General features: G+C 62.1%; 26 protein-coding genes. 13 read left to right on the top strand and 13 right to left on the bottom strand.

Annotation, left to right across the window (positions count from 1 at the left end):
* Window positions 1-175 precede the first annotated feature (175 nt).
* Window positions 176-1603 carry an MFS transporter gene (locus BBIA_RS04220; RefSeq protein WP_033493590.1) on the top strand — a complete coding sequence of 476 codons (1428 nt, stop codon included), beginning with the start codon at window positions 176-178 and terminating at the stop codon, window positions 1601-1603.
* On the top strand, window positions 1600-2742 hold the full coding sequence (locus tag BBIA_RS04215; protein ID WP_033493591.1) for a Gfo/Idh/MocA family protein: 1143 nt from the start codon (window positions 1600-1602) through the stop codon (window positions 2740-2742). Before BBIA_RS04220 ends, BBIA_RS04215 begins: the two co-directional genes overlap by 4 nt.
* 139 nt (window positions 2743-2881) lie before the next feature.
* Here BBIA_RS04215 and BBIA_RS04210 read toward each other — a convergent pair whose 3' ends face one another.
* The 9 genes from BBIA_RS04210 to BBIA_RS04170 form a co-directional block, all read right to left on the bottom strand.
* Window positions 2882-3298 carry a peptide deformylase gene (locus BBIA_RS04210; protein WP_033493593.1) on the bottom strand — a complete coding sequence of 139 codons (417 nt, stop codon included), beginning with the start codon at window positions 3296-3298 and terminating at the stop codon, window positions 2882-2884.
* Between the two features lie 92 nt (window positions 3299-3390).
* The gene (locus BBIA_RS04205; protein ID WP_033493595.1) at window positions 3391-3879 is read right to left on the bottom strand and encodes a GNAT family N-acetyltransferase; all 489 of its coding nucleotides are present in this window, start codon (window positions 3877-3879) and stop codon (window positions 3391-3393) included.
* Window positions 3876-4364, bottom strand: coding sequence for an ASCH domain-containing protein (locus BBIA_RS04200; RefSeq protein WP_081891978.1), 489 nt, complete (start codon window positions 4362-4364; stop codon window positions 3876-3878). Before BBIA_RS04200 ends, BBIA_RS04205 begins: the two co-directional genes overlap by 4 nt.
* Entirely contained in the window at window positions 4357-4878 is a 522-nt protein-coding gene (locus tag BBIA_RS04195) for a GNAT family N-acetyltransferase (protein WP_033493597.1), read from the bottom strand. Before BBIA_RS04195 ends, BBIA_RS04200 begins: the two co-directional genes overlap by 8 nt.
* 115 nt (window positions 4879-4993) lie before the next feature.
* Window positions 4994-5881 carry a DsbA family protein gene (locus tag BBIA_RS04190; RefSeq protein WP_033493599.1) on the bottom strand — a complete coding sequence of 296 codons (888 nt, stop codon included), beginning with the start codon at window positions 5879-5881 and terminating at the stop codon, window positions 4994-4996.
* 148 nt (window positions 5882-6029) lie between these two features.
* Window positions 6030-6353 carry an SdpI family protein gene (locus tag BBIA_RS04185; protein WP_274518576.1) on the bottom strand — a complete coding sequence of 108 codons (324 nt, stop codon included), beginning with the start codon at window positions 6351-6353 and terminating at the stop codon, window positions 6030-6032.
* 456 nt (window positions 6354-6809) lie between these two features.
* A complete protein-coding gene (locus BBIA_RS04180; protein WP_033493603.1) occupies window positions 6810-8135 on the bottom strand; it encodes a hypothetical protein in 1326 nt (441 codons plus the stop codon).
* Window positions 8114-8809 (bottom strand): response regulator transcription factor, encoded by a 696-nt coding sequence (locus tag BBIA_RS04175; protein WP_033493605.1) that lies wholly within the window; start codon window positions 8807-8809, stop codon window positions 8114-8116. Before BBIA_RS04175 ends, BBIA_RS04180 begins: the two co-directional genes overlap by 22 nt.
* A 153-nt stretch (window positions 8810-8962) precedes the next feature.
* Window positions 8963-9604 (bottom strand): GNAT family N-acetyltransferase, encoded by a 642-nt coding sequence (locus tag BBIA_RS04170; RefSeq protein ID WP_033493606.1) that lies wholly within the window; start codon window positions 9602-9604, stop codon window positions 8963-8965.
* A gap of 234 nt (window positions 9605-9838) precedes the next feature.
* Here BBIA_RS04170 and BBIA_RS04165 point away from each other — a divergent pair, with 234 nt between their 5' ends.
* From BBIA_RS04165 to BBIA_RS14135, 5 genes are all read left to right on the top strand, one after another.
* A complete protein-coding gene (locus tag BBIA_RS04165) occupies window positions 9839-10156 on the top strand; it encodes a hypothetical protein (RefSeq protein WP_033493607.1) in 318 nt (105 codons plus the stop codon).
* Window positions 10157-10240: 84 nt separating this feature from the next.
* Window positions 10241-12337 carry a hypothetical protein gene (locus BBIA_RS04160; RefSeq protein WP_033493608.1) on the top strand — a complete coding sequence of 699 codons (2097 nt, stop codon included), beginning with the start codon at window positions 10241-10243 and terminating at the stop codon, window positions 12335-12337.
* Between the two features lie 3 nt (window positions 12338-12340).
* Window positions 12341-12997: an ATP-binding cassette domain-containing protein gene (locus tag BBIA_RS04155; RefSeq protein WP_051923761.1), complete on the top strand. Its 657-nt coding sequence runs from the start codon at window positions 12341-12343 to the stop codon at window positions 12995-12997.
* Window positions 12998-13109: 112 nt separating this feature from the next.
* Window positions 13110-13346: a hypothetical protein gene (locus tag BBIA_RS14795; protein WP_101625895.1), complete on the top strand. Its 237-nt coding sequence runs from the start codon at window positions 13110-13112 to the stop codon at window positions 13344-13346.
* Window positions 13339-13608 carry a DUF4160 domain-containing protein gene (locus BBIA_RS14135; RefSeq protein WP_033493611.1) on the top strand — a complete coding sequence of 90 codons (270 nt, stop codon included), beginning with the start codon at window positions 13339-13341 and terminating at the stop codon, window positions 13606-13608. Before BBIA_RS14795 ends, BBIA_RS14135 begins: the two co-directional genes overlap by 8 nt.
* Window positions 13609-13630: 22 nt before the next feature.
* Here the strand turns inward: BBIA_RS14135 and BBIA_RS14790 are convergent, their stop codons facing one another.
* Together BBIA_RS14790 and BBIA_RS04135 are read right to left on the bottom strand one after the other, a co-directional pair.
* Window positions 13631-14845, bottom strand: a complete 1215-nt coding sequence (locus tag BBIA_RS14790) for a histidine kinase (protein ID WP_238548431.1) — start codon at window positions 14843-14845, stop codon at window positions 13631-13633.
* The gene (locus BBIA_RS04135) at window positions 14821-15519 is read right to left on the bottom strand and encodes a response regulator (protein WP_051923771.1); all 699 of its coding nucleotides are present in this window, start codon (window positions 15517-15519) and stop codon (window positions 14821-14823) included. Before BBIA_RS04135 ends, BBIA_RS14790 begins: the two co-directional genes overlap by 25 nt.
* 191 nt (window positions 15520-15710) lie before the next feature.
* Between BBIA_RS04135 and BBIA_RS04130 the strand changes: the two genes are divergently transcribed.
* The 5 genes from BBIA_RS04130 (at window position 15711) to BBIA_RS04110 (ending at window position 22029) form a co-directional block, all read left to right on the top strand.
* Window positions 15711-16730: an FtsX-like permease family protein gene (locus tag BBIA_RS04130; RefSeq protein ID WP_033493615.1), complete on the top strand. Its 1020-nt coding sequence runs from the start codon at window positions 15711-15713 to the stop codon at window positions 16728-16730.
* The gene (locus BBIA_RS04125; RefSeq protein WP_033493617.1) at window positions 16727-17797 is read left to right on the top strand and encodes a hypothetical protein; all 1071 of its coding nucleotides are present in this window, start codon (window positions 16727-16729) and stop codon (window positions 17795-17797) included. Before BBIA_RS04130 ends, BBIA_RS04125 begins: the two co-directional genes overlap by 4 nt.
* A 14-nt stretch (window positions 17798-17811) precedes the next feature.
* Window positions 17812-18486, top strand: a complete 675-nt coding sequence (locus BBIA_RS04120; protein ID WP_051923759.1) for an ABC transporter ATP-binding protein — start codon at window positions 17812-17814, stop codon at window positions 18484-18486.
* A gap of 721 nt (window positions 18487-19207) precedes the next feature.
* On the top strand, window positions 19208-20341 hold the full coding sequence (locus tag BBIA_RS04115) for a glycosyltransferase family 2 protein (protein WP_081891974.1): 1134 nt from the start codon (window positions 19208-19210) through the stop codon (window positions 20339-20341).
* Window positions 20338-22029 carry a glycosyltransferase family 39 protein gene (locus BBIA_RS04110; RefSeq protein WP_051923758.1) on the top strand — a complete coding sequence of 564 codons (1692 nt, stop codon included), beginning with the start codon at window positions 20338-20340 and terminating at the stop codon, window positions 22027-22029. Before BBIA_RS04115 ends, BBIA_RS04110 begins: the two co-directional genes overlap by 4 nt.
* A gap of 131 nt (window positions 22030-22160) precedes the next feature.
* Here BBIA_RS04110 and BBIA_RS04105 read toward each other — a convergent pair whose 3' ends face one another.
* Window positions 22161-22559: a hypothetical protein gene (locus tag BBIA_RS04105; protein ID WP_033493621.1), complete on the bottom strand. Its 399-nt coding sequence runs from the start codon at window positions 22557-22559 to the stop codon at window positions 22161-22163.
* A gap of 9 nt (window positions 22560-22568) precedes the next feature.
* On the opposite strand from BBIA_RS04105, the gene BBIA_RS14785 reads away from it, so the two are divergent.
* Window positions 22569-22721 carry a hypothetical protein gene (locus BBIA_RS14785; protein ID WP_238548430.1) on the top strand — a complete coding sequence of 51 codons (153 nt, stop codon included), beginning with the start codon at window positions 22569-22571 and terminating at the stop codon, window positions 22719-22721.
* Window positions 22722-22847: 126 nt separating this feature from the next.
* Here BBIA_RS14785 and BBIA_RS04095 read toward each other — a convergent pair whose 3' ends face one another.
* The gene (locus BBIA_RS04095) at window positions 22848-23582 is read right to left on the bottom strand and encodes a DNA-binding protein (protein ID WP_238548429.1); all 735 of its coding nucleotides are present in this window, start codon (window positions 23580-23582) and stop codon (window positions 22848-22850) included.
* Window positions 23583-23647: the final 65 nt, after the last annotated feature.

Below are 23647 nucleotides of genomic sequence, written 5' to 3'. Positions count from 1 at the left end.
GGTGTGGAGGCTTTGTTCGCAATATGACGAGCCCTGCGAATCCTATGAAGACTCCGTCGTATCCGGGCCGAATCATGGCTTCGCGTGAACGGCGGTGTGTGCTACACTATTACTTCAGCGTTGTAGTTACGTGGTTGGCACGACCGCGCGGCGCGATGCGAAGGAGAGCGGAACCATGACGCGAAGAAAACGAAAACCCAAGCCGGACATCACACCATTCAACCGCAGAGAAGCGCTGGCCTACGGATTCGGCGACATCGGCGGCGGATTCAGCTTCACGCTGTCCACCAGCTATCTGCTGCTGTACTGCACCAACGTGCTGGGCGTCGACGCGGCGATCATCGGCATGATCCTCTTCATGACCAAACTGTGCGGCGCATTCGTGGACCTGGCGCTCGGTCGGTATCTCGACTCGTTGCCGCTGACGCGAACCGGCCGCTACCTGCACTGGCTGTCCGCGATCAGCTATCCGCTGGCCGCGTCGATCGCATTGCTGTACTGCCCGCTGGCCGGACTGCTGCCCGTCAACGGCCGCATCGCATGGGTGGTCGTCGCCTATGCGCTCATGAACCTGTGCTTCGCCGTCCAGCAGATCTCATATGGCTCCCTCGCCTCCGTCGTGTCCGAGCGGCCGTCGGACCGAGAATCCGTATCCGCGGCGCGCGGCGCCGGCTCGGCCGTCGGCACGATACTCGGCAGCTGCACGATCCCGCTGGCGGTATACGTCACGGTCGACGACGTACGCCAGATCTCCAGCCTGCGGTTTTGGCTGGTCGCCATCCTGTGCGCCGCGCTGATCTGGATCTGCGCCCAGGTCGTCGTACATACGATGCATGAGCGTATACGTTCCGAACGCTCCCGCCGCGAACGCGTCCCGTTCCCGCGCATGCTGCTCGGACTGGTGTCCAGCCGGTCCATGATCGGCATCGTACTCGCCACATTCGCGGTGATGCTGACCGGCGTGATCTTCTCCTCGGTCAACACGTACGTCTTCGCCGACTATTTCCGCAATCCCGGCGCGCTCGCCGTCGCGCAGACGGTGCCGGCGCTCCTGTCGCTCGCCGTCGCGCCGGTCGCGCCACGCATCGCCGCGCGATTCGGCAAACGCGAGTCGAACGCCGCAATGCTGCTGGCAACCGCCGCGATCTACGTGGTCATGTATCTGATGCGCATCCGCGACGCGTGGACGTTCGTCGTCATGCTGGTATTGGCCAGCGTCGGCTCGGGCTACTTCGGACTGATGACCTGGTCGTACATCACCGACGTCGTCGACGATCGACAGGTCGCGACCGGCAGCCGCGAAGACGCGACCGTATACTCGGCCTACCAGTTCGCGCGCGGCATCGGATCGTCGCTCGCCGGCGGACTCGGCGGAGTCGTGGTGACGCTGTGCGGATACGTGCCCAGCGTCGCCGGCCATGCGGTGACACAATCCGACGACGTGCTCGAACGGCTGTACGCGGTCGACACGCTCGTCCCCGCAGCCGGATACGCGCTGGTCGCGCTGACGCTGCTTGCTGTCTATCCATTGTCGAAACGCCGATTGCAAGACAACCAACGCATACTCGCCGAACGAAACCATCGCGAAGGGAACACGGCATGAGCAAGATAACGCCCGTCCATGCGGGAATCATCGGATGCGGAGCCATCAGCGACGCCTACCTGAACAATCTGACCGGGCGGTTCTCGTCCGTCCGCGCCGTCGCCTGCGCCGATCGGCATGAGAAACGCGCCCGGGACAAAGCCGAACGATACGGCTTGCGCAGCATGGCATACCAATCCATGCTGGACGATCCTGACATCGCCATGATCGTCAATCTCACGCCGCCGGCCGAGCACTACGACGTGACGCGTGCGGCGCTGGAACATGGCAAGCACGTCTTCAGCGAGAAAATGATCGCCGTTGATCTTGAGCAGGGACGCGAACTCATGCGTTCGGCGGATGCGCATGGCGTGCGATTGGGCGTGACGCCGGACACGTTCCTGTGCGGCGGCATACAGACATCCCGATACGTCGTCGACCATGGTCTGATCGGCGACGTGACCTCTGCAAACGTCGCGGTGAACCGGAATCTTGCCATCTACGGCGACATCATGCCGTTCTTGGAACAGCCGGGAGGCGGCATGCCGTTCGACTACGGGTGCTATCACATGACCGCATTGGCATACCTGCTGGGGCCGGCCGTACGCGTGTCGGCATTCTCCCGCGTCCACGCGCCGTCGCGCATGCGCATGTGCACGGATCGGGACACGTTCGGCGAAACGGTGATGCTGACGGAAAGTGACGTTGTCACCGCAACCGTCGAATACGCGTCCGGAGCACTGGCGACCATACAGTTCAACGGCGCGTCCAATGTGGACGAGCACCCCATCATGGACGTGTACGGCACGCGCGGCATCCTGCACACGGGAGACCCCAACGTGGCGGGCGCGCCGGTGCGGCTGCGCAAGCCGCTGCAGGAGGAGATCGCCTTTCCGTTCACGCACGGATTCCTCAACGAGTCGCGCGGCGTAGGGGCTGCGGAGATGGCGTGGGCGATCGCCCGGCATCGTCCTCACCGCGCCGGCAAAGAGATGGCGTTCCACGTGTTCGAGCTGATCCACGGCATGATCATCAGTGCGCGTACGGGTGAACCTTACCGGTTGTCGTCCACGTTCGTGCGATCGGCTGCGCTGCCGGAGGGATATCTTCCCAACGGCGCATGGGGGCCAACCGAAGAGAGCGCGCTGGCGGCGGAATGACCGGCAGCGGTGTCGCGCGGCATGGCCGCGCAATCCGGATCACGCCGGATGAATCGTCGTGGCTGAATCTTGAACGGGATTGAGCCGGCTCGGGGCAGTGCGGAGAGACGCGGGCTTGGCCTGCCTCGCGGGGCCCTGTTCAGATCAGGATGCCGTCGCAGTGGTCGATCTCATGCTGGATGATCTGCGCGGTGAACCCCTCGAACACGGCGGTGGCTTCACGGAACCGACGCGTCCGATAGGCGACGGTGATGCGTTCATACCGGACTGTCTTGCGCATGCCGGTCAGCGACAGGCACCCCTCTTCGGTTTCGTATTCGCCGGAACGCTCGACGATCCGCGGATTGAACATGACCATGTTGCGTCCCGTCGCCTCATCCGCGAACACGATGATCCGCTTGCTTACGCCGATCATGTTCGCCGCCATGCCCACGCACGAATCGGCGTGCGCGGCAAGCGTGTCCGACAAATCGGCGGCCACACTCAGATCGGCTTCGGTTGCCGGTTCGGAAGGTCGGCTCAGGAATCGTTCGTCGGTCATGATCGGCTGCTGCATGGTCGTTCCTTTCCCCGCGAATGCCGCGTATGACATGTAAACTGCATGGTACCAGTCACCACCACTCGCGGGCTGCTCCATCGGCAATCCTGTCAGTAGTTGATCATTTCGAGTTCCGGTCCCATGTCTTCGGTCTGGGTGCTGCCGGTCTCGTGGAAGCCGATGTGCCGGTAAAAGCCTTGCGCGTTGTCGTTGAAGGCAAAGACCCACAGCGCGAGCCGGTCGTTGCCGATGGCTTGCTTGCCGGCCTCGACCAACATGTGTCCGACGCCTTGCCTGTGCCGGTCGGCCAACACGTACAGCGAGGCCAGCTCTGCGGCTTGGGGACATTTGATCGGCGGGCGTGGGGTGCGCAAGAGTTCCGCAAACCCGATTACGTGATCGTCGTCGAGCGCCACCAGCGTGACCTGATCGGGATCCTTGGCGTGGGCTTCGGTGAGTTTCAGCGCGAACTGCGGGGTGATGGCGTCCACGATCTCCTGCGGGATATGCCCCTGATTGAGCTCCCGCCACGTGCGCGACTGCACCTGAGCCTTTTCCTCGAACCATCGCGGCTCGATCGGAACGATACGAATCGTCATGCCATGCTTCCTTCCTGAGGTTTCTTCCGGAGTCGTTCCGTGACCTTGAATCGTTCGAGCACGACGAGCGTATCATCGTTGACTGGAAACGTTGGGTCGGCGAAGTAGGAACGGTATTCGGCCGAGTTCCAGTATGCCTCGTGCGTGCGTCTCCATTGTGCTGCGGTCGTGTCGACTTCGCCTTCGGCCAGCGCGTGGCTATTGGTGACGTCAGCCAGACGGACGACGGAGACGTCGGTGGTGGTCAGCATCGCCACGCCGTGCTCGTCGGAATCGACCAGTATGGAACGATCGCCGATACGGGGCAATGGGTCACCGCACTCGGTATAGTCGATCAACAGCGCGGCGGTTGCGGTCTTCGTGCCGTTGAGGATAAGCCTTACCAGGCGGTCGCGTTCCGGCCCGGGTGCCATGAATTCGGCCTTCGGCAGATCCGCGTATTCCGACGGCAGAAGCAGGCTTGGCCTCGTCGTGTCGTCACTCATCGCGCGTCGAGCCCATACTCGTGTTGATGCGCGTATAGTATTCCCGTTCGTCCTCATGGTCGATGCGCGCACCGCAATGTCGCTGCACGGCGAGGCTCGACGGATTGGTTTTATGCACGCACAGGTACGCTTCCCTGATGCCGAGTTCGCGCGCCTTGGCAAGCGTAAGCTTCAATCCGGCGGTCGCGTAGCCGCGGCCGCGGTATTCGTGGGCGATGCCGTAGCCGATATGACCCGGGCCTTCACGCAGGAAATCGGTGAGCCGGTGGCGCAGGTTGAAAATGCCCACGTACTCGCCTTCGTCGTTGACGAGGATGTATTTGGTGGCCGGCACCCAGCCCTCCGGCAAGCCGATACCCAACGCCTCGTCGCGCAGACCCTGCACATAGGCGGCGAACCGCTCGCGGCTCATGCCGGCGGCGGGGTTCTCGAATCCCGTTTCCTCCGTCGGAAACTTCGCGAACAGGTCGAACGTGCGCTCCCGGTCCGCCAGCCATGTCTCGATCAACTGCATGGATTCCTTCCTTGTCCGTATGATGCCGGTTACGTTACTACGATTCGTCGCGAAGATCGAACCATCGCTGCCCTTGTCCGTTCGATGTGTCGTCTCCGACTTGCTCTGTACTCGATTAGCTTTTCGGTTTGACGGCCGAATTTCCGACTTCGTTCTCGTCCAGGCCGACGGCGGTGAGGAAGCTGTTTTTCAGATCGCTGCCGTCCATCTGCCAGAGACGATCGTTGATGGTGACGGTGGGCGTGGAGAAGCCGTTCTTGCCCGGCGCGTAGAGTTCCGTGCGGAGGATCGTGTAGTCGTCCGCCGCTTTCAGCCATGACCGGTACCGGTATCGACCGTCGAACGCCGCATCCGCCGTCGTGCTGTCCACGCCGGCGTCGAGCGCCTGCTGTTTGAGCTGGTCGTCGGTCACACTGTGGTATTCGCTGAGTTCGCCGGGCTGGAAGTCCTCACGGTAGATGTTCATCAGATACCCGAGCAGATGGTCCGGATTCGGGTCCCGTTGCGCGATCGTGACGGCCGCGTTGAACGCGCGGGTCGAATACTCATCGCTGCTTTTGTAGTCCTGGAACGTCATGAAATGCAGGTCGAGATTGATCTGCCCCGCGTCCAGCATGCGCTTGATCGTCGGATCGAGCGTACGACTCACCAGCGCGCAACCCGGGCACAACGGTTCTAGATACATGCCGACGGTCGGCACGCCATCGACCTTGCTGCCGTACCCGTTCTTGGAGACCAGGATTCCGCCCTGATCATCCGCGAACGACGGTTTGACTTTGATCTTACGCAGGGCGTCACGCGCGGCCTGTTCCGATTGCGGGGCGTCCATCGTCGCGGAACGATTGGCCGCCATGCTGCGATACAAGGCAACGCCGCACACGACCAGCAGGGAGACGATGATCGCGACGGTCAGCATCCCGATGATGGTCTGCTGACGACGTTCCGCCGCCGAAACCGCTGTATCGTTTCGAGAATCCTGCTGTTGCGTATTGCTGCGTTTCATTCCTCCATGATGATCGCCCGCACGGGATCAAGCTAATCGAAGGAGTATTTGTCATCCAAAGACGACATGAGATGGCGGTAATTGTTGTTCGTCAGGGTTACACATCACGAAAACAAGCAGCTTCTCATCGGGATCAGAGTTTTTACCCTTATGCCTGTGATTCTAGATAGTGTTTCCTGGCGTCGAGATTTGCGATGACTCCGCATATGACAAGCCAAGCGACGAGGATAATGGCGAGGGCGAGGAGTATCCACCACCAGATCATGCTCATGTTGTTGATGTCACGGGTCGCGATCATGCCGACCAGCACGTCCACCGGCATCAGAGAGCCCAATACACCACTGCCGAGGAACACGAACGCATACTTTCGGTGTACGTATTCCCATGTCTCGTCCGAGGCGATGGTCCAACGGGTCTTGATGCCCATCTGGTAATTCCTCTCTAGCTGACCATTCTTCGCGAACCCATACATGGAGAAACACCACTGAACTATCGGCAGGAAAAGAGCAATCAGGCAAAGAAGCATAGTCTGGAATCCTTTCTGGCGCTACACCATTTCAGAGATAGTTAGACAACGGGCACCGGCATCATTGGTTTGTCCCCACCAGCTGCGCGGCATCAGATTGTAAGCAGCTCAAGGTGACGGTTGTAGTCTTGGAGACGCACAGGTTGACACGCAGACGACGAATGTTATCGGCCATGACCAGCCTCCTCTTCTCAAGGCCCGACACTTTCCCATACAACCATAATGGCCGTAGAAAGGGAATCGCGCCACTTATAGGAATCCCTGTCAACCAAAGACGACAACGGTGACGTTTGAAGCCGCCTGTGATACGAGTTCCATAGTGACATGCATCGCGTGCACATACAACGTGCTGTCAAGCAATCGCATGACAGCGGAGTCAGGATCCGGGAATCGTGGGTCTTACTAATGAGATGAATCAGACGGCAAAGTCGCGTGCAGTATCCACGTGCTGTCTTCGGCGGACGTGCTGATCGAGCCGCCGAGAGCGGCGAACCGGGTGCGATGCAATGCCAGTCCTTTGCCGGAATGGGGTTTGTTGGGCAGGAGCGAGTGCTCGGCGATGTCGTTGACTTGATCGACGGACAGGCCGTCGCTGTTGCGGCGCACGACTACACGGTATTCGCCGGATGGGTCGCCGTGCACGGCGATGTTGGTGTACAGCTCACGCAGCAGGTCGATCACGGCAGACTCACGTTCGCGAGTGACGTCGTCCGTATCCGTCAGCTTGTGTTCGGGCAGGTTGTCGATCATCGTGGAGTCGCCGGTGAAGCCGAGCTGTGCGAGATACCGGTCGCCGTGTCCCAATACGTCACGGACACGATCGGGGAACGTGATGCAAGACGAAGACGTCGCGGCCGAGCTTCCGATTTCGGTATCGTCGTCGCCGGTACGTTCAGCGTCACCGTCGTCAATGTTGCTTCGCGGAGAGACGCCGCTGCTGCCTTTTCCGATGGAATCATGTCCCTTTCCGGTATCAATGTCATCGTCGTTCCCGTCGAGCATGTTGATGACCGTGCGCACCTCGCCGAGCGTGTCAATCGTACGCCGGTACAGGTCATCGAGCAACGCAGCATGTTGTTCATCATCATCCGTCGAACGTGACCGTTCGTAGTCCAGGCGCATGGCCATGTACGCGAGATCGCTCGTCACCGCGTCGTGGATCCGGCTCGCCGCTCGCGCGTCGCGGCGCATGGCATCCACCCGTTCACGTTCCCGCTCGTAGCGCAGCCGGTCCCGTTCCGCCTGTATGGCCGTCGCCCTCCACGACATCGCACGGCCGAACATGTACACGACGAAGAACGACAGCAGCAGCGTCGCGTAATCGCCGAACGGGATGCCGGCGCGGGCCGCGACCATCCACCGCACCGCGGCGATCAACGGCGGCATCAGCCACCACCAGCGCGACCTGCCGTACCGGCCGACCGCCGCCAACGCAACCCATATGCCATAGAACAGGCTCGCACCGCTCATATCCGGCAGGAACGCGCACGCCACATACGTGACCGCGACCGCCACACTCATCGGCAACGGATAGAACGGCAACACCAGCAGACACAGGACGTGCACGACCGTGAGCACCGTGGTGGCCACGAGCTGCGCGGGATACTCGAACATCTCCAACACCGTCAGCCCGGCGGACAACAATACGACGCACCACATGACCGGCCCCACGCCGGCGGCGCGGACACGCTCACCCGCCCGTTTGATCAGTCCTGCAACATCAGCCATTCGGCCACCGCCTGCGTCCGATTCCTTGCGCCCAGTTTCCTCGCCGCACGCATCACATACGTCTTCACCGACGACTCACCGACACCAAGCATCTCGCCGATCTCACGGGAACTGCGCCCCTGCGCGCACAGGCGCATGACCTCGCGCTCACGATCCGTCAACGACGTGATAGCCGCAATCGTGTCCGGTGGCGTTCCGGAAGCGTCAGCATCGGCTTCGCTGTGTTTCACGAGCAGCGCATGCGATTGCGCGGCGGTCATGTCGGACACGTACCGGGCGCGCGGTGTGTGTCCGTTGACCAGTGCGACCGCCGCATCGCAGATATCCGCCACCCGCGCCTTGTCCCTCACGCACTGCGCGCCAGCGGCCAACGCGTCGGCCGCATAATGCTCCAGCGAAAACGACGTGACGCCGATCAACACGACATCGGCCGTCGCCGCGCGAATCCGACGGCACACCTCGACGCCGCCCAATCCCTCCAGCGACATGTCCACCAACAGCACATCCGGACGCGACTCGGCCGACAGACAACGGGCGACCGCATCCCGGCCGCGACGGCACGCCCACGTCACGTCGACCTCGGGGAGATCACGACGGACCAGCAACGTCAGCATCTTCACCGTCAACGGGTCGTTGTCCACCACGGCAAGGCTGAAACGTCTGCTGTCGTACATATGCCACTCCTCGAAACAATTCAGTCCCCGGACATCATATCGTCAGTGGCGTCCGCAAGCACCATCCGCGGGCAGACCGGATCGCGCGCCGGATCGTCGCCGCCGTTCATGCCAAAAGACGCCGATGAGCAACGCGTTACGACCGTAACGGACTTAACGGATGGTTTTGTACCTCGTCGCCCAATCGTCGGCGGTGATGATGCGGAGGGTCTCATCGTGGTATTCGTTGATCAGCGGGAAATGGTTGTGTTTTGATTCGCCGGCGACCTGCATGCCGCATTTTTCCATCACGTGGCCGGACTGCGTGTTGTCCGCGTAGTGGGCGCCCCACACGGCGTCCACATGCAGCGTGTCGAACGCGTAGGCGAGCACGGCATGCAGCGCTTCGGGCATGTATCCTTTACCCCAGAACGGGCGGCCGATCCAATAGCCGAGTTCCAGGACGTCGCCGCTGACGTATTGGATGTAACGTTCGTCGAGCGCGGAGTCTGAGCCGTCGCTGTCGCCGTTGTTGCCGATGTGACGGAGTGGCTTCAACTCGATGCAGCCGACGGGTTCGTCAACGCCGATACCTGCCGCCGCGGCGTCCCGAATGGTGACGGCCCAGTTATGTTGGACCGAGAACACATCGCGAATGACGCGCATGCTCTCTTTGACATCCTGATGCGGCGGCCAGCCGCACAACAGTCCGATTTGCGGGTTCGAAGCGTACCGGAACAGGGTCGCGGCCTCGACGCGATCGTCGATCTTCCACGGACGTAACAGTAGTCGTGCGGTCTCGATGATCTCGCTCATTGGGCCTCCCGATTGATTGGCGTGTGCGGATTCTTGTTGCCAACGCTATCTCAGGGTGGTCATCGAACGTGGAATGACTCCGTTTTCCGCATGTGGGGAGTCGCGAGAGTCGGATGCATCGTTCTTGCAGATGATACGCGCGTTCATTCCTTTGCCCGATGGAGGACCCCGGCGGAAAGGGGGAGTATGGGACCATAACGTTCGCCACGAGGTTGCGGCGGGAAGGGGAACGGCATGAACAGGCTGTTGAAGGTCGCCGTCTGTATGTTGACGGTGGTGTTGGTTTCGTTGTCCGGTTTGATGTCGGTGTTCGTGTTGGGTGACGGGTATTTCACGGCGATACGCGAGTATCCGAAGCAGGGCCGCCTGTTGTCGTTGTCCGATGTGCCGCAGGACCGGTCCGACCGGACCCTGAACGCATTGCTGGACGCGGCCGACACTGACGTGCTCCTTGCCGACGAGCCGACCGGCGTGCTCGACCATACGCTACGCTCGCCCGGCACGTCTTCGACGAGATGCTTGCCTTGCAGCACGAGTACGGCAAGACGCTGATCGTCGTGGCCCACGACACCGGCATCGCGCAGCAATGCGACCGGGTGCTGGAACTACACCACGCGGCATGACAAGGAGACTGTGATGCGAGGCAGGATTATTCGGCTTGCGATACTGGTGGCGGTGCTGGTCGCCGTTGTCGGTTCGTTCGTGATGCTCAGCGGGTTGGATGCCGTGGCGCCGTTGGGCGTGCGGGGCACGGTGCAGGTGTCGGGGTCGACGCCGTCCAAGCCCAGTTCGTCGACCATCGCGGGAGTCGAACGGACGGCTGGTGACACGAGCGCCGACATCGTCAAATTGGTGGAGGATATCAAGGATCCGGGCGGCGCGAGGTCCATGTATGTGGCTGTCGGGGACAGGTCGGGGGAGCTGGCCCGTTGGCTGGCCGACGGGTATTCGGGGTTCACCCGTTCGATGACGACGACGGTGCTGCCCTTCGACCGGCTTTCGGGGCAGGATCCTCGCGGCAGCTACTATGTGTACGGCGATCCGGCCGCAACCTGGGCGTTCGCCGAGCGGTTCCGCACGGACGGGTACGAGGTGGATGTCAAGACCGACTACACGGCTTCGTACGCTCAGTGGCTGGGCAATCAGCCGCTGGGGGTGAGCTTCGCGGTGACGATCCTGTTGTGCGCGATGCTGGCGGGCATGTTCGCGTTGATGAACGTCAAAGGGTATGCCGTGCAGCGTCTGCAGGGCAACTCCAGCTGGAGCGTCATCGCGCGTGACGTCCGCGCCAACATCCGCCAGGCCCTGGCCTCGATCCTGACTGTGCTGCTGGGGTTCACGGGATTCCTGGCCCTGTACAACCATGCGTCGCATATGGGCATGGCGCTGGCGTTGGCGGCCGGCGTGTTCGCCGTGTTTCTCATGGTGATCGTCGTGGCGTATCTCATCGGGTTTATGGTGGCGTCCCGTTCGTCGCTGCTGGCATCGCTCAAGGGGCGGCTGCCGGCGCGTCTGGCGTCAGGGCTGATCTACTGCGTGCGCGTGCCCGCCGTGATCCTGGCCGTCTGGGCAGTCATCTACGCGGGGATGGTCGCAAGCCAGGCCCTGGACCAGGCCGAAGCCCAACAGGCATGGGCCACGGCGGGCCAAGCCAGCGCCATCAGACTCAACCCCCGGCTCTCCCAGGATGAGCAGGACCGGTATGCGGCCGCGACGGGCCAATGGCTGATCTCGCAGGAACGACAGGGCCGTATGATCCTCGCCGAGGAGGGATACACGCTGGAGCAGCTTTCCGCCGTTGCAAGCCAGACGGGATCGCCTATGGACGGCGCGGCTTCCCTGTCCGGGAACGTGCTGGTGGTGAACTCGAACTATCTGCACGCGCAGACGGTGCAAGACGCCTTGGGCCGGCGGATCACACGAGTACCCAACCAGGGGGTGCTGGTGGTGATACCCGCCTCGAAACAGGACCAACGCGAGCGGATCGAGAACGTCGTACGGGCGTTCATCGGCTCGCAGAGCCAGATGCATGGCGTCGCGACGCCCCGGATCACCGTGCTGACGGGCAAGTCCGGCCAGTCCCTGTTCGGCTACGGACAGCAGAACATGCCGAACCAGAAGACCCTGTTCCATGACGCGGTGCTCGTCGGCGTGGATTCCGACACCGGAATATTCTCGCCCGACGACTACACGGCTTACGCCTCCGCGGGCAACGCCATGCTCACCGACCCGGACCAGGCGCTCGTCTCGCTGCGCGAGGCCGGACTGCAACCGTTCATCTACGCCGTGAGCAGCGTCAGCGCGAAGGCGGCCGCGGACTTCGCGAAGCTCCAGGCGAATCTGCGCATCCATCTGATGAACGTGCTCGTCGCCATCGCCATCCTCATCGCCTCGGCCATCGCCGCCGCCCAGACGCATGTACGCGGCGGCGCCCAACGCATCTTCGCCCGCTACGTGCACGGCTGGAGCTTCCCGGCCACCCACCGGCTCGCGATCACCATGGAAACCATGCTGGCCCTCGCCCCGATCCTCTTCTCGACCTACCAGATCATCCAAAGCGGACTGCGCGCCGGAACCCCCACGGGCGCCCAGAACGTCGCCGACATCTACCTGCTGGGCGGTTGGCAGCCCGCGTTCATCGCCGCCGTCACCATCGTGAACATACTCATCTACCTGCTGGCGACCGCACGCTATGAGCGCATCCTCGCCGCCAACCACTCCAGAGAGGAATAAACCATGCACGACCACCACTGCCTGCCCGGCGCCCCCGTCATCGCGACCGGACTCGGGAAGACCTTCGGGAAACGAACACTGTGGCACGATCTTACGTTCCGCATCGAACCGGGACAGATGATCGCATTGACTGGACCGTCCGGCTCGGGCAAATCGACGTTGCTGAACATCATTGGCCTGCTCGAACACGCCACCGCCGGAACCCTGAAATGCGGGCCGGACGACCTGACGGCCATGAACCCGCGCCATGCCAGACTGTTCCGCAAACGCACCCTGGGCTACCTGTTCCAGGACTACGCGCTGATCGACAACGCCGACATAGAACAGAACCTCGACGTGGCAATGCACGGCGCAGCCAGCCGGCAGGACAGGCGAAACCGAATCAGCCGGGCATTGGACCGCGTCGGGCTCAAGGGCCGTGAACACGACCCCGTCTACCGGCTCTCCGGCGGCGAACAGCAACGCGTCGCGTTGGCGCGACTCATCGTCAAGCGTCCCGGTGTCATCCTCGCCGACGAACCCACCGGCGCCCTCGACCACGACAACGCCGACATGGTCATCCACACCCTGCGCAGCATGGCCGAAAACGGCGGCGTCGTCATCATCGCCACCCACTCCGACCACGTGGCCGAATCATGCGACCGGACCATCCAACTGTGATGCGCCGGCACAAGAATAAGAGCAAAGAGGTCGGATCGTGTTTCGTGAGGGAAGCCGTATACGATGGGATGCGTGATACTTTGTAGGTTGATTGTGGATTACGGAGGCTGTCGTGGCGAGGATCGGCATGAGTAACCTGTTGGAGGCCAACGGTCTTCGGCTGGGGTATACGGCGAGAACGGTTACGGTCACCGAACCGGCGACCGGGTTCAAGATTGTGTTCAACAACGATGGCACGGTGCGCAGCAACACGTTCCCGTCCGAATCGCTTCCCTTGGTGGAGGGCTATTTCAAGCGTTCCTATCCGTTTGTGGAGGATGCGCGCGAAGTGGATCGCGAATATGCCTGAGATATGGTTTGAAGACGTCGCCGGATACGAGTTCTATGTGACCAGCAATGACGGCGGTCACGGCGTGCATTTCCATATCAAACGCAACAACTCGTATCGGCTTGCCAAGTTCGTGCTGACCGCCGACGGGGATGTGGTCGTAGACTCGACCACGTTGGATGCCAAGACGACGCGGAAGATCCAGCTGTACATGCGCCGCAACTGGAACGGCCTTGTGCAGGCATGGCGCAGTTTCTTCGGCAACTGCCACTTCGACAAGTAACGAGTCCGGTACGAGACTCGTCCTACTGGTGTAGCCCACTGTCCGACCTGCACGGGATGGCGGCATCCAGTTGCCAGTGTCGCTGTTCCGTGCGGATGGCGAAGCTGCCGCCGGCCGTTTCGATGATGGTGCGGTAGCGGTCGAGGCCGCTGCCCAATCCAAGTTTTCCGTCATGTTCGGCGCTGGTGTCGCTGACGGAGATGCGGATGTCGTTTGCGTCGAAGCTGGTGGAGATGGCGTACCATTCGGTCGGGTCGGCGTGTTTGGCGATGTTCGCGTACAGTTCGGTCAACAGGCCCGTGAGCAGTCGCATCATGTCGGGCGGGAGCGGATGGCGGAGTTCGCCGAGCAGGTTGTCGCCGGTGAAGCCGAGCGATTCGAGTCTCGTCTCCTCGTCGTCGATCAGGGATTGCAGTTCTCCCTGTTGCGCGGATACGGGATCGTCGGCTGGAATCGGTGCGGGTGTTTCGTCTTGTGCTTCCGACGGTTCCGGCTGCGGCTGCGGTTTCGGCTGTGTTTCCAGTGAGTCGATGACCGCGTGCGTGTGGGTCATGGCGCGATCGGCTGCGTCGCGTAGTTCCCGGAGCTGTTGCCGGTATTCGGGTTCGCTGTTGGGCATGCCGTTGGTTTCGGCGTGGTCGATGCGCAGGATCAAGTAGGCGAGGTCGTTGCTGATGGTGTCATGCAGGCTGCGGGCTGTGTCCTCGCGTTCCTGCTGGCGGCGCAGCAGATACGAGTCATGGTCACGTTGGCGCATCATGTGCAGCAGCAGGCCGGTCAATAGCGGGAAGCAATAGAACGCGAGGTTCTGCAATGTGGCCACCAGCAGGCGGCCGCTGTTGGGTGCGACGCCGAACGTGGTGGAGATGAGCAGCATGCCGGTGGCGATCGCACCCGACCAAGTGTCCAGGTAGGCGAGGAACCCCGTGCAGGTGATGATGACGGCAAGCGGCGTGATCATCGGCATCGCCAGCATGAGCATCTCCCCGGCCACAAGCGCCGCCCACAGGAACCATCGCGGGCGGAACATGCCGCCGATCAGACCGACGAGTATCACCAGCACCAATGCGAGATGCTGTACGCTCACCGTTGAGGAGGCATCCGTCGTGGCCCGGGCCATGTATTCCGCGATGAGGGCCGCAGCCAGCAGCACGCAGGTTACGGCGATGACCGGATGGTCGTTGCCCGGACCGGCTCGGCTGATAAATCGGTTTACAGCAGATCGTATCTGGCGCATGCTTCCAGCACCTCCCTGCGGCTGGTCACGCCGAGCTTGTCGGCCGCGCGATGCACGTACGTGAACACGCTGCCCTTGGCGATGCCCAGCCGCTGTGCGATCTCGTCGGTGGTCAAGCGTTGCGCGTACAGGCGCAGGATGTCCTTCTCGCGCTCGGACAATGAGTCCTTCATGTCTTCGGACATCCTCGCCGGCACTGTACCGGACAATGCCGCGTGCGCCGATGCCGCGTCACGGAAGCCCAAGGCGGCCTGTGCTGCGGTCGGCTTCCCAACGGCCGCCCGCCGCACCGCGTCGGCGATGTCGGCTTTGAGCCGTTCCTTGGCGAGCAGTCCCTGCGCGCCCGCTTCGATCGCCTCATCCCGATAGACGTCCGTCGAATACGAGGTGACGCAGATGACGCCCACCTTGCTCGTTCTGCGGCGGATGCGCCGGCACACGTCCGCGCCCGTGATGCCGCCCAACGCCATGTCCAATACGAGCACGTCCGGCCGTGTATGCGCGTTGTGGCAGTGCTCGATCGCCACCGCCGGCGAACCCGTGCCCCACACGACGTGGAAATCCCGGGACATGGCCGCGATCATCGCGCACATCGCGTCCAACGCGAACGGATCATTATCCAACACGCCGATACGGATCACACTCGCCGCGTCCGGCTCGCTTCCAAGTTCCATGACACCCACTGTACCGCCGGCGGCCATTGGTTTTCCGGCATGAAACGGCGCCGCTGTCATGCGATTGCTTGACATGACGTTGCGGCTGCGATGCGCGAGGGTATGTAATGCATTGAGCTGGCCGGATCGGTCGATTTGATATCGATCGGTGTGACGGCTGTCATGTTCCGGCAAAGGTTGGAGGACGTTGCATGGATGGGTCATCTCCGAATAGGTTCCGCGTCTCCGTCGCCGTGGTGTCGTTGTTGTTGGGTGTGTTGTCTTCGTTTCTTGCGTGGGCTGTGTACTGGAGCGTTCTTGATTGGCGTGGCTCGCAATGGGGCATGTCCGATGCGAGGACGCAGCTGGTGCTGACCGCGTCGGCGGATGCCGGGCACGACGAAAGAAAGAGTCTTGAGGCGACGCGTGATCTGGGCAGGTATCTTTCCGGTCACGGTATTTCCCTGTTGGAGGGGTCCGTGGGGGACGGCTGGCCGGCGATCGTGTTCCAGTCGTCGGGCTCCTCCATCGGATGGGCCGATGCGCTTCCGCACGGATGTCGGGACATGGACAGTCGCATGGCCTGTGTGATCGAGTCGTCGTTCTCGGCCGGGCAATGGCGCGAGCATGGGGATGCCCCGCTGCTGCCCCAGGGGTTTTCCGTCGGCGGGGTCGTCAGGGTTCCGGGGGTGAACGTGGGTGGCAATCTGCAGTATGTGCTCCCGTTGGGGGCGGTTCCCTTGTTTCCCGGCAGTGTGTATGTGAATACGAGCGACCCGCAGCGGCTCCGGGAGATCTCGGACCTGTTCGCGCGCTGCGGCATGGACGCGACCCGGCCGCAGACGCAATCGTTGTGGTCGTCCCTTGCCGGGGACTCCTTCGTGGGCATCACCTTGTTGTTCCTCGTACTGGCGTTGGTCTGCGCCTGCGTGTGCGTGACGACGATGGAGACGGCGAGAAAGGCCGACCTGCACGTCAGGCGACTGTTCGGCGCTACCAGGAGACAGGTGTGGGCGGGCCGGGTGCGCGGGGCCGTTGTCCCGATCGTGATGGGCGTGCTGGCGGGAACCATGTTGAGCGCCGTCCTCATCATCGTGGTGTCGGGCAGGACCGGCATCGGCCCGGCCGTTGCGTTCGCCGCGGCCTTCACCGTTGGCACGATTCTGACGGTGTGCGCGACGGCGTTGGCCGAGTGGTTCGGCATACGATCGAATGACGAGGTGGAACGATGATCCATGAACTGATGACCGGCGTCCGTATGGGATTGAGGCGATGGGGATCGATCCTCGGCATCACGCTGCTCGTCGTCTTCACGGGCAGCGTGTTCACGATGACGCTCAGCGACGTGCTGACCGAGTCCAGCGTGATCAGCGGCGAGGCCCGTCTGCGGGCCGCCGACGCGGTCACGTTCTCCCCGCAGTACCTCCTGCAGTCCCCAAGCAAGACGGACCCCAAAGTGGCGGATGGCCTGCGGGACATGCTGGAACAGGGTAGGGGGTACGCCGCGATCATCAACAACATCGAGATCGACGATCCCGGGTTCGCCAACGGCATACCGACCATCATCCTGATGGGCAACGTCGACGACGTGTTCCCCCGATTGGGCCTGTGCTCCCACGCGCCCTGCGCGTCCATCGGCTATCGGGTGGACCGGACGCAGGCGCCCGACAGCGTGCATATCGCCGGCACCGACATCAAGGTAACCGGCACGCTGCCGGCCTCGGCGGCCATATTCGACCCGAACACCGCCGGCATCAACCTGGACCGGTATCTCGTCATCCGGCTCAACCCCGGCTCGTTGAACCGGCTCAACGACATCGAACTCGAAGAAGCGGTGACCAAAACGGTCATGTTCAACCCATCGCGGACCCGGCTCGACGAGTTCATCACGGGAAGCCGCGACGCCGGCCTGATACTCGTGCCGCACCGATTGAACACGGAACAACCCCAACGGGACAAGGACCTCATCGTACGCGCGCTGATGTACCTGCTCGGACTGTCCGCCTTCCTCGCGCTCACCGTCATCGTGATCATCCAAACATTGTCCGTGACCCTCGCGAGGGAACGGCCGTCGATGCTTGTCCGCCGGCTCTACGGCGCAACCGCCGTGGACGAGGCGATCCGCGTCGCCGGGCTCATCCTCGTCATGCTGCTGCCCGCCGCCGTGGTACTGGCATGCTTCCAGCTGATAGGCGAACCGGTGGCCGCCGCATCCCGGACGATGATCGCCGTCATCCTCGTCACGGCGATCCCGGTCTGGACGACCGCCGCGCGACGGGCAACCACACACATCCAATGAAAGAAGCACCGACCATGCCACAGACGACCATAGACGCCCGACACCTGATCAAACGATACACGGACGGGCAGGCGCAGCTCCTCGCCGTGCACGACATATCCCTGCACGCCTTGGCCGGGGACTCGATAGCCATCATGGGACCGTCCGGATGCGGCAAATCCACCCTGCTGCGCATGATCGGACTGTCCATGAAACCCACCTCCGGCTCCCTGCTCCTGCAAGGACACCCGGCACCGGAAAACGACACGGACCGGTCCGCATGGCGCAACCGCATGTTCGGCTTCATCCCGCAGGACTACGCGATCCTTGAAGACGAACCGGCATGGGCCAACGTCGCCATCCCCATGGAATACGCGAACCCCCGGATCGGACGCGCCGAACGCAGGCAACGCGCCACGGCCGCACTGGAACAGGTCGGCCTCGCCGGCAAGGCGCAACGCATGCCCGGGCAATTGTCCGGCGGCGAAAGACAACGCATCGCCATCGCCAGGGCGACCGTGATGCACCCGGCCATCATCATCGCCGACGAACCCACGGCCGCACTCGACACGCACACCGCCGACACCATCATGACCATGCTCCTCACGCAATGCAAACAAGGCACCACACTCATCCTCGCCACACACGACCCACGCGTCGCAGCCCAATGCGACACCACACTCACCATGCGAGACGGCGCATTCCTCTGAAAAACGGCAACGTCATGTCATGCGATCGCTTGACATGACGTTGCCTGTACCGTTGCCAACGGATTAAATGAGGCCAATACCGAAAAGAAAGGAAGCCGACAACGGACACGCTGCTCATCATCGACATGCTGCCCACGTGCGGGTTGCTGTGCTGCTTACTGGTCAGCATTTGCGTCACGCTGGCGTTTCACTGGCTTGCACGTGCGTGCGAAGACCGGCGGCGACTGCGTTTCGCCGTCATCACACTGCTGATCGGCTCGCTATCCGTCGCTCTGCTCGCCGGCTGCGTGTACACCATCGCGATGCCATACGCACAACCGGACGTGGTTGATTTCTACCGCACATATCGTCCCGCCGCGTTCGTGTTCCTCACTGGACTGTTCTGCGTACAGTCCGTGTTCGGCATCGTTGCAGTACAAACATCCCGTAATCGGCATAATACCGGCAATGGATCCGATCATGCTCACCAATGTGAACCGTTTTGCCGGCATGACGATGCGCATCGCTCCGGTCGAACCACGGCAGATCACGGAGAAGGCGCGAAAGCCAGCGTTCAGAGTATCCCTGTATCGTCCCCCATACCCTGAACGACGATTAAGGGCTGAATCAGGGGCGATACAGGCATGTTCCGCGATTCGGTGAACGCACACTGGAATCGTATCGGACGCGGGTCGCATGGCAGGCGCAAGGCGGCGCCAACCGCGGGGAAGAAGGCAGTATCATGGGCAATCAGCAGCATCCGCAGCAGTGTCGTACCGCGCATGCTTCTGCGGAACGCGAATCCCGCAATATAGTGGATTCCGCGGGCGGCGCGTGTCCTGACAGGCAAGTCACGTTGTCCGTCGTTGTGCCCTGCCATAACGAGGAGGCATGTCTGCCGTTGTTTCTGTCGGCCGCAGCACAGGCCGTTCGCGAGATTATCGTAGCATATCCCGGCACGACGGCCGAACTGGTGTTGGTCGACGACGGTTCCACGGACAGCACCGTGGCGCTGCTGCGGCAAGCGGCGACAAGCGGCGACGGGCACACCGCCTTCCCGTTCGTGGTTCGTTGGCTGTCGCTGTCGCGCAATTTCGGCAAGGAGGGCGCGCTGCTCGCCGGACTTGACGTGGCGCAAGGCGATGTCGTGGCGGTGATGGATGCGGATCTGCAGGATCCGCCGTCGTTGTTGCCGCGTATGTTCGCGATGCTGGCCGATGATCCGACGCTGGATTGCGTGGCGACGCGGCGCACCACGCGCGCGGGCGAACCGCCGGTCCGTTCCATGTGCGCTCATATGTTCTATCGGCTGATGAACGCCATGTCGCCGGTCGCCGTGCCCGACGGTGCGCGTGATTTTCGCATGATGCGCCGTCGGGTCGTCGACGCGCTGACGTCGCTGACCGAACGCAACCGGTTCTCCAAGGGACTGTACGCGTGGGTGGGATTCCATACGGAATGGATCGACTATCCGAACACGCGCCGAGCCGCGGGCAAGTCAAACTGGAACTTCTTCTCGCTGACCCGTTACGCGATCGAAGGACTGATCTCATGCTCCACGGTGCCGTTGGCCGTGGCCTCCTACATCGGGTTGCTGCTGTGCGCGGTCGCGTTCGGCGCGACCTGTTTCATCGCGGTGCGCGCTGCCATGTTCGGCGACCCGGTGGCTGGTTGGCCGTCGCTCGCGTGCATCATCACGTTCATCGGCGGACTGCAGCTGATGTGCCTGGGCATCATCGGCCGGTATCTGGCGAACACGTATCTGGAGTCCAAACGCCGGCCGAACTACATCGTGCGCGACGGCAACATCAGCATTCGTGATGCCGGCAATACCCGTTTCGACCATCTGGCACATGACAGGGAGATGCTGTCATGATCACGAACCACAAGACCGCCGGTCCATACGTCGAGCACGCCGGCGGACGCGATGGTGATGCTAGTGTCGGTTCCGCCGTTGCCATCCACCACTTGGTTCCCGTTCCCGTGTTGGCCGGCTGCTGTGCTCTGGCGACAACCGTGTTGAGCTGGCTGATGGGACGCGGCCAGTCGTTGTGGTTCGACGAACAGTATTCGCTGATCCTGGCAAGCCGACCCGTGCGGGAGCTGATCGCGCTCACCGCCGTCGACGCGCATCCTCCGCTGTACTATCTGCTGCTCAAGGCATGGATGCCCATCGCCGGCGACGACGTCGCACTCATGCGGATGCCGAACTGCGCATGTCTCGGCCTTGCCGTGTTCGTGCTGGTCATGCTGATGCGCGATCTGTTCGGCGACCGCGTCGCAGCGGCGTGCATGCCGATGCTCATGTGCGGCGGTTTCATGTTGCGCTACGGTTACGAGCTGCGCATGTACTCGCCGGCGATGCTATTGGCCGTGAGTGGCACGGCGGTGCTACTGTGCGCTGTCGGGGTGATCGGACCGCAAAGGCGGCGCCATCGGAACATGGACGACGGACATAATGATCGACCGGATGATCGTCGTGCCCGCGACGGACATCGTCATACCGCGTGGTGGTGCGCGTACGCCGTGACCGTCGCGCTCGGCATGCTGACGTTGTATCTGACCGCGTTCGTATGGCTGACGCACGCAATCTGGCTCGCCGCGCGATCGTGGCGCATGCGACGACTGTCCGCATGGCGTTGGCTGTTCGCCTATGCTGTGTCGGTCATACTGTTCCTGCCGTGGATGCCGGCGCTGCTGGGCCAGCTCGGCGGAAGCTCCGTCTTGCCTCCGGTGCGGCGGCGTACGAACATGTCCGGCGTGGCGAACGCATTCGACATCATGTTGCTCGGTATGACGGAAAAGGAACTGCCGTCGATCGTCTCGCTGCTGGTCGCGGCCACGATGACGCTGATCGTCGGCATATTCGTCGCAGTATGGCTGCCTGCACGGCAACAGTCAGTCGGAACACTGGCCTCGCAACAATCCGCCGAAGCTGCATGGCTGATCGTCATGCTGTTCGCCGTGCCGACGACGCTCCTGATGATCTGGTCCGCTGTCAAGGAGCTGTCCAGCGGCGGCTACGGTATGTTCTCCGTACGCTATCTGAGCGTGGTCGCGCCGTTTTTCTACGTCACGCTCGTGCTGGCGTGCGTCATCGCGTATCGATTGCGCAGCCGTCGCGCGGCGATCGTCTACGTTGTGGTTCTTGCAATGCTGGTTGCGGGGACGATCGTGTACGGCGTGCGCGGCAACCATAGTTTCGACCGCAACGATACGCCCGGATCGGCCCAGCTCAGCCAACATGTCGTCTGCTCGGCCGAGCGGCCGGTCGTCGCGCAGGACGAATACACGTACATCGACGCATACTGGTACTACCGTGACTGCCCGTACTACTACTTCTTGGAATCCGGGGATGTTTCCGAACGTGGCGGATACGCGCCGCTGCACGATTCGACGGCACAGTTGAGGACCATCACCGACCTTGATGCACAACAGTTCACCCTGCTGTCATGGTCCACGACGCGTCACTACGGCAGGCTCCTCGGCGACGCAGCGGGACAATGGACGCAAACCGGCATCATCACACGAGATGCCAACGCGGCCATCGCCTACCGTCGATGACATCAATGGCACATCAACGATTTGCAGCGTCCGTTGTTTTGATTGACATCATGGACAGCGATTGCGGAGCGGTGTGACATTGATGCACGCAACACTAGTGGTCGATATCTCCACTCCCATTGTCATCGACGTTAGCAATGCAATGCGTAGACCTGCTGCGGCTGATCCGACAAATAGTCTGTTTGCATAGACGCTGGTTCAACGGAGGCGGTGGACATGGAATTCAGTTGCGATGCCGAAGAGCCACCAATCGAGGTCGCATCTGCTATGGGCGCCTGTGGTTCCGTGTCTTCTGCCGTCGCACCGGCATCGGTCAACGGTTCAAACAATGCGCTGAGCTGCCGTTGCGTGAGCCCGAACTGTTCGCCGATTTCGCGGCGTGACATCCCGTAGTCGCGGGTGTAGTCCTGGACTAACGGTCGTGCGGTGTCCAATGTCCTGGTGAAATCGATGAGCGCGCCATACAGTGCCGTGGTACGACGCTCCCGTTCTCTGAGCTGCGCCTTGTATTCTTCAAGTAATTTGCGCACCCAGTCGGCGTGCTCCTTGCGACGGTTCCCGACGGCACCCAATACGCCCTCAACCAGACCAGCGACAATAAGGGCCTGCCCGACATTGACCAGCTCATCGCCAACGGCAAATCCACCGGAGCCCTCACCAGCTTCGCCTTCACCGTCTGCGACGTGAAATGACGATGCTGGAATCATCGACGAAAGACCGCAGGATTTCTTCCTAGGACAATCTATAGTCCGGTTTCCCGCGGTTCGTATTCGAGCGCGAGTTTCATCTTGCTGCTGCCCATCAGCCACGCATGCAGGTCACGGTCCAGTATCATCGCCAAGTCGAAACATGCCTGCACCGCGTCCGCCAACGTGATGCGCCGGTTCTCGCCGGGAAGGGGGGATGCCGTTGACGAGCGGCTCGTGATGGGCGACCCGGTTGCGTAGGGCGTGCACCGTCTTGACGATGTCCAGCGCGTAGCGTCTTGTCCAACGTTCTCCCATCGCACGCGAATGCTGGCGCCCATTGGAGAACGTCTTGTCAAGCCCCTTGCGCCAGAAGTCGTTCTCGTAGTCGGCGCGCCTCTGGTCCGGCCACTTCGTATGAATCGTGCCTCCGTCCTCCAGAAGGTTGCGCCAGAAGCCGAACGTCAATGAGGCAACGAGATGACCGTGCGTATGAATTCCGCGCTGTTGCGGGGTGAGATGGTTCCATGCCTCGCGGATCTGGTATTGGGTGCGGTCGTCGAAGTTAAGCCCCGCCATGTACCAGTCTTTGGTGCCTGCCTGTTCCGAGGAAATGAGGGACAGCCGCCGGTCCATGTGGTTGCGCAGGGCGACTTCGAGGATGGCAATGTCGCCCATGCAGGCGCTGGCCATGTCATGGTCCCACAGGTACAGTCGCAGCGCCGGGCATGAGCGCCGCTGCGCCTCGCGATCATAGGACGCGAGCCGTTCGTCGGTGATGCACGCGCGCAGCGCCCTCTCCTGCGGACTGCCCTTGCGAGGAGGTTGCGAGAGGGAATCGGGCGCTGGGTTTGACTGTCGACTCATAACCCACTATCATATTTTATGGATTCCCCCAATGGGCCTCTCCGGACGGTCTTTGACTCAGCCGT

Source organism: Bifidobacterium biavatii DSM 23969, from assembly GCF_000741165.1.
Taxonomy (GTDB): Bacteria; Actinomycetota; Actinomycetes; order Actinomycetales; family Bifidobacteriaceae; genus Bifidobacterium; species Bifidobacterium biavatii.
The sequence above is the reverse complement of the archived record's forward strand: the minus strand, read 5'-3'. Positions and strand labels throughout refer to the sequence as shown.